At 44.5% G+C, this 12,744-nt stretch carries 12 protein-coding genes; 1 reads left to right on the top strand and 11 read right to left on the bottom strand.

The annotated features are described in order from the left end of the window. Positions 1 to 175: 175 nt before the first annotated feature. The 11 genes from BW980_RS07240 to BW980_RS07295 form a co-directional block, all read right to left on the bottom strand. Positions 176 to 2,407, bottom strand: coding sequence for a TonB-dependent receptor (locus tag BW980_RS07240; protein ID WP_076454764.1), 2,232 nt, complete (start codon positions 2,405 to 2,407; stop codon positions 176 to 178). A gap of 101 nt (positions 2,408 to 2,508) precedes the next feature. After that, on the bottom strand, positions 2,509 to 2,988 hold the full coding sequence (locus BW980_RS07245) for a hypothetical protein (protein ID WP_076454246.1): 480 nt from the start codon (positions 2,986 to 2,988) through the stop codon (positions 2,509 to 2,511). Between the two features lie 6 nt (positions 2,989 to 2,994). Further along, on the bottom strand, positions 2,995 to 3,309 hold the full coding sequence (locus BW980_RS07250; protein ID WP_076454247.1) for a phosphopantetheine-binding protein: 315 nt from the start codon (positions 3,307 to 3,309) through the stop codon (positions 2,995 to 2,997). 160 nt (positions 3,310 to 3,469) lie between these two features. Next, the gene (locus tag BW980_RS07260; protein WP_076454249.1) at positions 3,470 to 4,774 is read right to left on the bottom strand and encodes a DUF3570 domain-containing protein; all 1,305 of its coding nucleotides are present in this window, start codon (positions 4,772 to 4,774) and stop codon (positions 3,470 to 3,472) included. A 14-nt stretch (positions 4,775 to 4,788) separates the two neighbouring features. Next, positions 4,789 to 5,001 carry a DUF4266 domain-containing protein gene (locus BW980_RS07265; protein WP_076454250.1) on the bottom strand — a complete coding sequence of 71 codons (213 nt, stop codon included), beginning with the start codon at positions 4,999 to 5,001 and terminating at the stop codon, positions 4,789 to 4,791. Beyond that, positions 4,998 to 5,978 carry an FAD:protein FMN transferase gene (locus tag BW980_RS07270; protein WP_076454251.1) on the bottom strand — a complete coding sequence of 327 codons (981 nt, stop codon included), beginning with the start codon at positions 5,976 to 5,978 and terminating at the stop codon, positions 4,998 to 5,000. The genes BW980_RS07265 and BW980_RS07270 overlap by 4 nt, the downstream gene beginning before the upstream one ends. Positions 5,979 to 6,087: 109 nt before the next feature. Then, positions 6,088 to 7,116, bottom strand: a complete 1,029-nt coding sequence (locus BW980_RS07275) for a Gfo/Idh/MocA family protein (RefSeq protein WP_076454252.1) — start codon at positions 7,114 to 7,116, stop codon at positions 6,088 to 6,090. 1 nt (position 7,117) lies between these two features. Beyond that, a complete protein-coding gene (locus BW980_RS07280; RefSeq protein WP_076454253.1) occupies positions 7,118 to 8,386 on the bottom strand; it encodes an MFS transporter in 1,269 nt (422 codons plus the stop codon). A gap of 9 nt (positions 8,387 to 8,395) precedes the next feature. Further along, on the bottom strand, positions 8,396 to 9,781 hold the full coding sequence (locus tag BW980_RS07285; protein ID WP_076454254.1) for a four-carbon acid sugar kinase family protein: 1,386 nt from the start codon (positions 9,779 to 9,781) through the stop codon (positions 8,396 to 8,398). Next, positions 9,781 to 10,425, bottom strand: coding sequence for a cyclase family protein (locus tag BW980_RS07290; RefSeq protein ID WP_076454255.1), 645 nt, complete (start codon positions 10,423 to 10,425; stop codon positions 9,781 to 9,783). The genes BW980_RS07285 and BW980_RS07290 overlap by 1 nt, the downstream gene beginning before the upstream one ends. A gap of 14 nt (positions 10,426 to 10,439) precedes the next feature. Beyond that, positions 10,440 to 11,504: a tartrate dehydrogenase gene (locus BW980_RS07295; RefSeq protein WP_076454256.1), complete on the bottom strand. Its 1,065-nt coding sequence runs from the start codon at positions 11,502 to 11,504 to the stop codon at positions 10,440 to 10,442. Between the two features lie 173 nt (positions 11,505 to 11,677). Between BW980_RS07295 and BW980_RS07300 the strand changes: the two genes are divergently transcribed. Continuing rightward, positions 11,678 to 12,715: a LacI family DNA-binding transcriptional regulator gene (locus BW980_RS07300; RefSeq protein ID WP_076454766.1), complete on the top strand. Its 1,038-nt coding sequence runs from the start codon at positions 11,678 to 11,680 to the stop codon at positions 12,713 to 12,715. Positions 12,716 to 12,744 lie beyond the last annotated feature (29 nt).

Genomic DNA, 12,744 nt, shown 5'->3' on the forward strand with positions numbered 1-12,744 from the left:
ATAAGGGTTTCGTTAGTAACGTAAGAGTTATAACGGACAATGCCGATATTTATGATGTTTTGTTTGGTTCTATACAAAGATAAGTTAGAACCGCTATAATCGGAACAATTCTTAAAAACAAAAACGATGGTATGGCATATTCGCTATACCATCGTTTGTTCAAAAATTGAAAAAACTAAAAGTTGACCGAAATTTTTCCCCTTAAATAAAAAGGTGTACCCGGCGTAAAATGAATTTCTTCTACGGGTTCGGTTTCGTTAAAAAGTCGACTTTCAGTGGCAAATTGGGTTTCGTTCCATTCGGTGTCAAACAGGTTTTCTACAATTATGCCCAAGGTCCAATTTTTAATGGAATAGTTGATGTTCAAGTCGGTTACAAAATATCCTTCCGCCACAATGGAATTATCCTCGTTGGCAGGTCTATCCTTCACGAACTTATAATTGATCCCTCCTGAAAAATTATTGATATTACTAAAGGAGAGTCCCGCCGAAGACGTTAGGTCGGGGGCCAAGGGAATATAGTCTTGGCCGCTTGGGTCTTCACTGCTTCTCGCGTAGGTGTAGTTGATATCGCCATTGGCATAGAGCCAGTCGGTAAGCTGGTATCTTAAACCGAAATCCAACCCAAGGCGCTTGGTTTTTCCGCTAGGTTCAACGATGCCGGCATCACCAACGTAAACGAATTCCTGGTCAAGGAAGAGGGACCATAGGGCTACATTGATGGCAAGTTTGTCTATGGGTTTATAAATAGCACCTAGATCCGCCCCATAGGCCAAGGGTAGAATTTCCTTGCCATTGTTGGCTGTAACCACTCGGGTGTCGTTTGAATGATAGCCTATACCTGACTTGGCAAATAATTGCAAGTTTGACGTGGGGGCATAGATTATATTGAGTTTGGGCCCGAGAAAAAGTTTATTTTCACTTTTGCTATCGTAGGTTTCTGAAAGTTTATCGATATAATCGAACTTAAAATAGTCTAATCTGAGTCCTGTGTTCAAGGTCCATTTGTTTTTCTTGTAGGTTATGTCAAAAAAACCGTAGGCATTAAGTTCGTCTACATCGCCAAAAGCCAGTCGCTCCAATAGGGTTTGGCGATTCTTGGTATGGGAGAGTTGAACGTCATTGACATCGTCGTACCTAAACCCTATACCGGACTCATACTTGAGCTGTGAATCGTGATCGCCAATATGAATGGAATGCTCATAACTCGTTTCGGCCCCGATTATGGTGCGGTCTTCAGATTGCCTTATTTGGTCACCGTTTACGGGATCTTCCAAAAAGAACGTAAAATTAGAGAAGAGTTCGAAGTCATATTGGGTCAGATAGGCTTTAGATTTTACCCTTGAATGTTCATCGAGTTGTTTGGTGTGGTTCAAAAGAAGGTTGCTCCTGCTGGTATTCCCTCCTTCCGTATCGTCAATGGCCCCAAACCTGCTGATGGTACCCGCGTCAACGCTACGTTGTGGTATCTGGCCCGAAGCATCCCATTTACTTTGAAAATGTGATAGGGTAAGGGTCAGGTCCTGATCTCTTCTATTATTGAATGAGTACCGCCCCATAATATTGATGCGATTGAAATTTTGCGATGATTCAAAAGGACCGTCGGTCAGAACCAGCTCAGAAGCCAAATAAGCGTTGCTAAAGTCGCTTTCGGCAACTTTGAACATACCTAGGGTCCGGAGTGTATTAAACTGCCCTAGCTCAAGGGAGACCGTGTTCTTATCGATTTTTCGTTTTGTTTTTAAATCGATGTAGCCGGCCGTATTGAAATTTCCCTTGTGGGCATAATAGGGTCCCTTTCCGAAGTCGATGTTATCTATGGTTTCAGGGATAATGAAATGCATATCCGAATAGCCCTGTCCGTGCGCATGCGATACCATGTTTACGGGAAGTCCGTCTACATTTATGGCCAAATCGGTCCCATGGTCGATATCGAATCCCCTTAAGAATATTTGTTCGGCTTTTCCTCCACCCGCATGCTGCCCTATAATTAACCCCGGTACCTTACGCAATATTTCTTGTGAAGATTTTACGGGATTTGCCTTTACGTCTACATTGACAAAATTACTAAGGGCGTTTACTTTTGAAACCAATACGACTTGGTCGAGTGAAACGGCCGATTCTTGAAGGATGATTTCTACTGTACTATCCAATTGGGCTTCGGTAATAGTAAGCTGTTGGTTTTTATAGCCCAAACTGTAGAAGTAAATAACATCACCGACAGAAATATCGTCGAGTTCAAAATATCCTGAAACATTGGTGTAGGTATATCCGCCTGTAGTCTTGTTATAGACCCCGACACCTTCTAGGGCGGTTTTATTTTCGCTCAGCACTTTGCCGTTCAGGTCATGGGCATAAGTGGTCGCACAAAAAAGCATTATTAATATATATATAATCTGTTTTTTCATCGTGTATAGTTTGATGTATATAATAGAAGCCATAGGCACCCCCCCCCACATAAAGATAAGGGGGGTACACGGCAGTATTGTCAGACCTAATCAATAAGGTCTTATATCAAAAAATAGGGACAGATAGGCTTCGGAGGTTCTTCTATGGCGTTGTAGTAGCTTGATTCAAGAAAGCTGTCGGAGGAAAAACAAGCTATTCGCGGTGCTGTGAATACAATAATATCGTAGTCGTCAGAATCCGTACCCAGATGTTTGTCGAATTTGAAATCGGCGTGCAGTTCTTCATCGGGGTGTCCCTCTTCGTGGGATGTGTGAAAGAGTGCGCTAAAAACATCGATGAGTTCGTGTTGGTGAAGTGTTCCTTGACCGGAATGTTGGTGGGCCCGATGATGTTTTTCCGCAACCGAGGCATGGGAAATGACGTTATCGGGAATGGTCAATATATGCGAGATTTCGTGAAGTACGGTTTGGATTTGCTGGTGCAAGGGATTGATGATATAACAGAGCGCAATAATCAAGGCCGCATATTTGACGAGCTTTGATTTTAGGACTTTAGCCGAATTTTGTTTGGCGCTATGCATACGATCCTATTTTACGTAATCTTGAACGGGCACGTTCTGTTTTTCTAATAAAAAGGTTAAGGTCTCTTCTATATATTTTAAATATTCTGCAATAGTAGGTAATTCAAATATCTTTTTTAAGGGAAAATTACATTCTATTTCCACATTGATTCGGGCCGTAAGCCGTATGGCAGCCAAAGAATGTCCTTCTAAAGAAATGAAATTATGGTGAACCCCTATTTTGCCCAATGGTAAAATTGGTAAAAGGCAATTGGCCTTGGTCGAAGTGAATACACCTACTGTTGAAGAGGATATAGGGGAAGGGGGCTTTAGACTAATCAATTGTTTGAACACCAAAGCATTGCGGCCGTGGCAAGTTATTTGGAAAATGATAGGCTGAAAAAGACCCTTTTAAAAGGAATATCCGAGCTGAAACATTGGGCAGCCATACGATCCAAGGGCACCAACCTCCTTTGTTCTGCCTGCATACCGGTCTTGTTTTTTAATCCATTACAAACTTAAAACCTGCCGTAACAATTTGATAGCCAAAGGAAGTATCGCGATCGTATCGATAGAACTTAAGGTCGATACTTTTTAGTCCGAATTTAGAAATATGTAGTTGGGTAAAAATATCGGTATACGAAACCCCTAAACCGTATTGATGGGCATTATACTTCGAAAGGTCGTAGTCCGAAGTGTAAAAATTTTCAGTAGACAAATGGGTTTCGTAGGGCGCAAAGTAATCCGCTGCCGTTTGATTGTAAAAACGGTAGGAAGGATATACGGTAAACTTGTCCGATAGTTTTACGGGGATTTCAACGCTTGCCGTATGTGAGTTGATGCCCCAGTCGTCGAAGTAATAGCGATAATAGGTGCGTAGTGACAGTACTTCGTTCAGATACCAGTTCAAGCGGCCTCCTATAGCGATTTTGAAGCGGTTGTCAGGAAGGCGTTCAATATCGTCGGCAAGATGGAAATCTTCAATAAAGCTATCCGCTACATCGCTAAAATAAACCCTTTGAAAAGGCGTGGAAAGTAGACCTTGTTGTTGCACGAGGTCTATCGATATCAATCCCTGAACATTCTTATGCAATATTTGCGAAAGTCCAAAACCCAAGGAATATGAGTTTCTGTTCTTCTTTGTCAACTCCGTGAATTGCGGGCTATAGTTTGGGTTTCCTGAAATTTCGTCGGGTCTGAAAAAACCTAGGCCCCCATCGGAGAAAGGACGAAGTTCTATTGGGTACACGGTGGTCCAGCTATCTAAAAAGACATTGGCATTTATACTGGCTTCAGTATTTTTTTCATTGAATAGTTTGGAGTAGCTGCCGCCAAAGCCCAAAGAGAAGTAATCGTATTCCGAAGCGAGCGCAGCGTTGGCCGACCAAACATCGTTTCTGTCATCTGAACTATGGGTATAACTACCTTTTAGGTTGACCCAATTATCTCCTTTTGAAGCCCCGCTACTGGCTACAAATGCATTGGCACTGCCTTTTCCGTCAAATGGATCGACATTGCTTGAAGAGGCCGAGGTATAGGCCGAGACGCCTGCGTCTATGGTCAGTACATCATCGTCGTTTAAGGGAATCGACACTACTATGGTGCCCGTAACATCCGTTAGTTCTTCCGTTCCAATACCCCCACTGACCGCGGCATTATCTCCAGCTTGCGAGTAGTAGCTTGATAAAATATCGACTTCGGTACTCTCAAGAACGCGTTTTTTGTAGGTGGGTTCTTCTTGTGACCTTGCTTCCGAAAAAGCGAAAAGCAGTACGATCAAGAATACATTTTTTATGTGGATCATCATGTGTGACACTCTTTTTAGTTGCAGCCGCATCCGCCACCGGTTTTCCCTCCATTTGCCCCTACGGCCGCTTCGCGATAGGAATGCGCAATCGTTACATTTCGGTCGCACGTTTTGTCCGACAAGGCCATATCGGGATCGTTGAGGTTTACTTTGTCGTATTCTTTTACCACCACACAACTGTTTAGGGTGATGACAAACAATGCTACTGTCAAAAATCGAGCTGTCATAATTTTTCTATTTCTATTTTGTCGGATGTATGGATGTTTCCTTTCCCGTCAATTAAAATGCATTCAACATTCGGTATCTGGTTGATCCTATTGAGTCCGACTTCCTTTCCCATAACAAAGACCGAAGTGGCCAAGGCGTCGGCAAGTTCGGCTTTTGGGGCGAACACGGTTGCGCTGATGATGCCCGTAGACGGATAGCCTGTTCTCGGGTCGATTATATGGGTATAACGAATACCGTTAAACCTTACGTATTTTTCGTAATTGCCAGAGGTTACAACGGCTCCGTGTTGTATGGGAAGCAGTGCAAACACCTTGGTTTTATCCATGGGATTGGTGATGGCCACTTTCCAGGGCTCGCCATTGGCTTGTTTGCCCCATGTATTCATATCGCCCGAGGCATTGATGATACCGGAAACTACTCCTTTGCTTATGAGCAATTTTTTGGCATGGTCGGCCGCATAGCCTTTCCCTATGCCCCCAAAACCTATTTTCATGCCCTTTTCCTTTAGAAAGACGGTGCGGTTTTCTTTGTTTAAAACGATTTTTTGATAACCGACTCGGGAAACGGATCGTTTTACGGCTTCGGGGTCGGGAATTGTGGTCATACTCCCGTCAAACTTCCAAAGGGCATCCATGGAGGCATAACTGATGTCAAAAGCACCATCGGTGAGTTGGCTAATGACAATGGACCGTTCGATAAGGTCGAACAGTTCTTTATCGACTTTTACCGGTCTGATTCCCGCATTTTTATTGATCCGAGAGGTTTGTGACAGACTGTCCCATGAAGAAATCAATTTTTCAATTCTTGAAATATCGGCAACGGCCATATCAATATATCTATGGGCCTTGGCCGAATCGGTATCGACCACGGTGATGTCGAACCTGCTGCCCATAAGCTTTAGGGTACGGCTATAACTTTCTTGTGATCGAGCGTATATAGCGGTAAACACGCATAGGGCTAGTAATATCCTTTTCAAGATCGGGCAGATTGAACTCTATAGACTTTTGTTAGATGTATCAACAAAGATACTGGGCAAAGGTATGCCTCTATCTTAAACAAATGTAAAAAGTGCGGAAATATTGTGTTTACGCTATGTTGATAGGCGATTTTTCATCGTTGGAACGGTAGATGGCATCTTGAACCTCTATGTTCTTTAGGTATTTAGATACCTCGGTCTCAAAGGGCCTGTTATCTCGCAGTCGATCTATGAAGTGCGATTGTGTGGCAAAGACACAGTCGCCCGAAAAGTTTTTGTTTTCAAAGTGGTAGTCGTGCTTGGTCTCTTCTTTGCCGAGGGGCTGCACGGTAATGGTGCCATCGTCATAGAGCCTTATGCTGCCCTTGGGGCCATCGATGAGTACCGTGCCAAAGGTCAACCTAGGGTCTTCGGCCGTATTTTCATTATAACGGCTCGCATCTAAAAAGCCTAGGGTTCCATTTTCAAAATCAAAATTTACCCAAGCAAAATCCTCCCCTTTAATATTGGGGTTCAAGGTGCGCAGCTTGGCGTAAACGCTTTTGATGTTTCCTCCCAAAAAGCTGAAGACGTCAATAAAATGGATGCCGGTCTCATAAATAAGCAGACGTTCCATTTTACGGAAATAGGGTTGCCGGTTCATATAAGCGTCGTCTTGCCAGCCATCTCCCATGCGCATACGAAGTTGAATGGTCTGTATTTTTTCGCCGATGGTATTCTGTTCCAATAGCTTTTTGATTTCGCGGTACCACGGCATAAACCGGAAATTCTCGTGTACCATCATACGGACTCTAGAGCTTTTAATCATTTCCGAAATCTGAACGGACTCCCTATAAGTAGGGGCCAAGGGTTTTTGACAGATGATATCGATCTCGTGTGCAATGGCAAGTTTACAAAGTTCAAAATGGGTTTCGGGAGGTGTTATAATATCAACGAAGTCGGGTTTTTCCGTTTTGAACATGGTAGCTACATCGTCGTAGGCCTCTTTGAAACCATAGGTGTCACAAACGGTTCGGGCCTTTGCAAGTTGTTGGTCGCAAATGGCTGCTATCTCTACATTCGGTATGCGTTGCCAAGCATCAAAGTGAAATTGGCTGAAATAACCTGCCCCGATACATACTCCTTTTAACTTTGTCATTTTAGTATAGTGAAAAGTGTTTTGATGGTTTCATATTGTACCAAATGAATATGGCCATGATGTTGAGGGTCGCACCTACAATAAAAAATAGGGTAGTGGAACCTGTCCATGCCAATAAATAAGGGAATAATAGGGCCGTAATAAAGGCGCCTATGTTTCCGGCCATGTTCATTGTACCCGATACCGTTCCCGAGTGCTTTTGGCCAATATCTACACAAAAGGCCCAAGATGGGGGAAGGGTCATATCCGCCCCAAAAATAGCGATACTTAGAAAAACAATGGCTCCAACGGCCGAATCCATGTAAATACTTCCCAAGAGACCAATGGCCGCCAGGGCAAAACCAATAGATGCGGGCCATATTCTAGATTTGTTCCAATTGCCATTTTTGAATATCCTATCGATCAACCAACCCGAGACCCAATTGCCTATGGCCCCAAAAGTGAGGGGTATGGCCGAGTAGAATCCGGCCTCAACCGTTTCGAGTCCGTATTCGCTTTTTATATGTGGAAAGAGCCAGGTAAGGGCAAAGAAAAAGGTGAAATTACTGGCAAAGTACTGGGCCATGGCCAACCACATGTTCTTTGATTTGAGCAGGGTTCCGAAATGGATTTTTTCCTTGGTTTTGGTGGCTTTTTTGTTTTGTCGGGAGGCAATGATAAATTCCTTTTCCTCCTTTGAAATGCCATTGTGTTCCTCGGGGGTGTCACGGAATAAAAAATACCAGGCCAATGCCCAGAGCACGCCAACGGCACCTAAGATGAAAAAGGTGACCCTCCATCCGAAGTCATTTACCATCCAGGCAACGGCAGGTAGGGCGAAGGCCGCACCCAGTCGAGATCCCGAAAAATTAATACCGGTTACCAAGCCGCGTTCCTTTAGGGGAATCCAACTAAAAATGGCCCTTGACATGCCGGGAAAGGCACCCGCCTCACCGGCGCCAAAGAGAAAACGTACGATCAAAAGCGATACAAAATTAAATGCGGCTCCCGTCAATGCTGTAAACACCGACCATAGGGTAACGATCATGGTAAGCACGCGGCGCGGTCCGAACCGATCGGCCAAAATGCCCGATGGGGTTTGAAAAAAAGCATATCCCAGGGAAAAGGAAGCCAAGATCCATCCCATTTGTTTGTCGCTGAGGTTCAGGGCTTCCGAAATGGGGTCTTTGGCAACAGAAATACAGATGCGGTCAATATATAAAAGCAGGGCTAGCAAAAACGTGCCGACCACCATAAAATAACGTTTAGGGAAATAACCGTGTTCTTTCATCTTTATGTATTAATTCAAAAGTTTTATTACTTCGGCCACTGCCGTTTCATCACCTACATTTCCAGGGAAAACGATATAGGGTAAATTGGGGAATTTTGATTCATCTCCCAATTGCCATACGGGAACCCCTTTAATGACCTGTCCGAGAACCATGGCGCGTTTTACGCCCAAACCCTTGGTTGCGATATCGCTAGACGTTATCCCTCCTTTGGCCAATATATATCGCGGCCGAACCCGTAGCTGTTTTATAAGGGTGTTAAGTCCGTTTGCCACTTCGTTTACAATAGCCAGGCTCTCTTTTTTATCGGTGCCCTTTACGATGGTGCGACTGGTGTAAATTACTACGTTTTGTCCTTTGTCTATGGCTTTGTCGGCTTGTTGGGTCAAATCGGATATTTGGGCGTAGAAGGCGTTTTTGTCAAAGACCAAGTTTGCGTTCAGCTCAAGGAACAGGGCCGAGCTTCTGTTTTTGAGATAGTTTAATTGGGCCGTTGTTTTGGGGACGTAAGAACCGACAACGGTCAGGGCCCCATTGGTAACTTCGTTCTTTAAGACCTCTCCTTTTTCAAGGCATTTTTTAGGGGCGATTCCCCCCAAGGCATTTACAAAGGAGGCGGCGCTTCTAAAAACGACATGCCCCTGATGTAAAAGACAGGACAAGGCTATGGCCTGTAAGTCGGAATAACTTGTGGCGTTGACCACAAAATGTGTTTTTTGCTTAGAGGCTAAAGTTTGTTGGACCTTGGTTAAATCCGATGCGCGTAAGTCGGACAGCGATATCGACCCAATTTCGTCGGCAGATATGCGGTGGTCATACTTTTCGAGAATGTACTCCTTAAGGTTGGATGAGGAATAGCCGAAAGTATTGTCTTGGGCAAACGGTGTTTCGGATGCCGGTACAAATTGTTGTTTTTCGGCAACGTAGTGCACGTCATTGAAGGTGTATCTTCCCCCTTCAAAAAAAGCGGGAATCAACAGTTGTTTGGTGTTTTTCCATCCTAGTCCCTTTATCAGGGCCTCGACCTCGTTCGGATAATGGCCCCGTAAGGTGGAGTCGCTACGGCTGATAACCAAAACGGACTTATCGAGTTTGTCGGCCGCTATCTTTAAGCGTTGACCGATGCACTCGGCAAGGGTATTGGCTTCTTCGGCCTGTAAACTTCTTGAGTTGGTCAGGATAAAAAAAATACGGTTATCAGCTAGTTCCCGTTCTAATATCTCTTGGGTCCATTCCGTTATTACGGGTATGTCGTATATGGTTTGGGTACCGGTGGGGTCATCATCTAGAACGACTATGCTTTTGGGGGATGTCTCCAACGCATTAAGAATTGCCCTTTCGTATCCGGGTAGCGCATCACCCTCCGTAATCGAACGTAAAATTGCCGTTTGTTCCATTAATTTTCAGTTTCTACAGCTATGACCCGGGCCGGGGCGCCATCGCCTTTTGCTACTTTTAAAGGAAGGGCGATGAGGGTGACCTTGGGTTTTGAGAGGGCCTCAAGATTGGTTAGCCCTTCTATGATGATTACCTTGTTCTGAAATAGGATCGTGTGTATTTCGGTAACTTCTTCAATATTATTGACGTCCGCCACCGATGGAGGTTCCACACCCAATATGTTAACGCCGTTGTTGCCGAGCCAAAGGGCGAGCTCCTTGCTGATACGCGGTAAGCTGTTTCTATAGCTATCGGTACCCGCCCGCTTGCTCCAACCGGAATGCAATAAGATGCTTTCCCCTTTTCTGAACGAATGGGCCACGTCTCCCAAATGGGAAACCTTTATTTCTTCGCTAGGGGAGATGGAGGTGATATCTACGACCCAGGCTTCTGAAATAAAATGGCTTACCGGCAACTCGTCTATGGTCTGCTCTGAGGTTTCAAAATGAATCGGGGCGTCCATATGGGTACCACTATGCGAGTATAGGTGCAAGGTGGTGGCGTTCCATCCATCATCGGCTACTGTTTTAGCACTTTCTATGGATACCCCGGGCATATGGTTGCCAATGGTTTGCGTTAGGTCTATGATTCGTTTTTCACCCATTTGGGAATTCAGTTTTAATTGGCCTTTATGAATGCGACTACACTTTCCGCTACTTCGGAAGTTGTGGCGTTTCCTTTGAGATCCTTGGTTAAATTGCCCTTGGCGGTAGTGTGTTCAATACCGGCAAGAATATCCTGGGCAGCCTCTGATTCGCCCAAATGCTCGAGCATGATGGCCGCGGACCAAATTTGACCTATAGGGTTGGCAATATTCTGTCCTGCAATATCGGGCGCAGAACCGTGAATAGGCTCGAACATTGAAGGAAAATTGTTTTCGGGGTTGATATTTCCGCTACCGCCTAGGCCTAAACTTCCCATTATGGCACCACCAAGATCGGAGAGGATGTCGCCCATCATATTGGTGGTGACGATAACATCAAAAACTTCAGGCTTTAGAACAAAGCTGGCCGAAGCATTGTCGATGTACATTTTTGTATAGGTCACATCTGGATATTGCTCCGCAACCTCCGCGATGACCTTGTCCCAAAAGCCCAGGGTATAGATCAAGGTATTCGATTTGGTTACATTGGTCACATGCTTACGGCGTTTTCGGGCCAATTTAAAGGCGTAATGGGCGATGCGTTCAACGCCTAACCGGGTGACCATGCTGGTGTCGACGGCGACGCCATTGGGGGTGTCAGGGTAAAGTATTTTACCGTTTTGGACAAATTCCCCTTCGTTATTCTCACGAAGAATGACAAAATCGATGTCTTTTTCGGTTTTGTCCCTTAGGGGACTTTTTACTCCAGAAAACAGCTTTACCGGTCTGTAGTTGACGTATTGCTCCAACTGGGTACGCACTTTAAAAGTGTAGTCCCTTGCCGGAAGGGTGTCATCGACCACGGGGAGGCCCACCGCCCCAAAGTATATGGCATCAAAGGCCTTTAGTTGCTCTATGCCGTCCGAGGGCATGAATTCCCCGTGTTTTAAATAATGACCGGCACCCCATGAAAAATCGGTAGTGTCTAGGGAAAAATTATGTTTTGCCGCCACGGCCTCTAATACAGATACGCCCGCTGGCACAATTTCGGATCCTATGCCGTCTCCTTTTACAACGGCTATTTTATATGTTTTGCCCATAGTTCTTGAATAAAGCTAAGTTTTATTGCACAAATTTGCACAAATATTAAATGTTAATTTATAGATTAATTAAGGATTTTTGACAAATATATGTAAATTTGGCTATCATTTTTGATAAAAGCATAAATTATTGCGCAATAATTTGCTCAATTGATTTTACTAAAGAACATCTTTTGAAACAACGTCCGAACAAACGAAATGCCACTTTACAAGATATAGCCGAGAAGTTGAACTTATCGGTATCGTCCGTTTCGCGTGCGTTAAAAGATAACCCCCGTATCAGTGGTTTCACCAAAGAAAAGGTTCGACGTGCGGCCGAGGAACTGGGCTATGTTTCCATCGATACCTTGGGGCTTAAAAAAGGGAGTGCCTCTAAATTGATCGGGGTAATCGTGCCTAAGATCGGTTATCACCTATATGCAACGGCTATCAGTGGTATTGAACAGATAGCCGAGCAGTTCGGTATGCGCATTGTCGTCTGCCAAAGCAATGAATCGAGTGAACGCGAAAAAGATTTGGTAAACGAGCTGATCAATATCGGGGTCAAGGGCGTAATTGTGTCCTTGGCCAGTGAGACCAAAACTTTTGGGCATTTTGAGAAGTTGAAGCGCAATGGAATCCCATTGGTTTTCTTTAATAGGGAATGCAATGAGGTCTTGACCCATAAGGTAACAATAGACAACCAATTGGCCGCTTATAATGCCGTACAGCATTTGATTTCCATAGGATGTGAACGAATAGCCTACTTGGGCGGACCTGAAATCCTTCAGATCAACCGAGACAGGGCGCAAGGCTATAAGGAAGCTTTAAAGGAGGCCGGACTAAAGCAAGATACAAACTTACTAAGGTTCAGTACCTTCGATCGTGAAAGTGCGATGAGCGCCGCTAGGGACCTGCTTTATCAGTCGGAATATCCCGACGGTATCTTGGCCTTCAGTGACCAAATGGCCATCAGTGTTATGTTGGCCGCAAAGGAAAGGGGGATTTCCATTCCGGAGCAACTCTCCATTATAGGTTTTAACAACGAACCTGTGGGTGAGCTGTTAGAACCCTCGCTAACCAGTATTGACCAACCCGCTTTCGCTATGGGGCAGGAATCGGCAAAGCTATTGCTGCAACCCTCCACCGAGTTTAAGCTGAATTATGAAAAGAAGGTGCTCAATTCTTTCATCGTGATACGGAATTCTACAAACAAGAATAAAAAAAAATAAACCCAGCCTTTATGGCATTGATATTAGAC

Source organism: Zobellia uliginosa (assembly GCF_900156625.1).
Taxonomy (GTDB): Bacteria; Bacteroidota; Bacteroidia; order Flavobacteriales; family Flavobacteriaceae; genus Zobellia; species Zobellia uliginosa.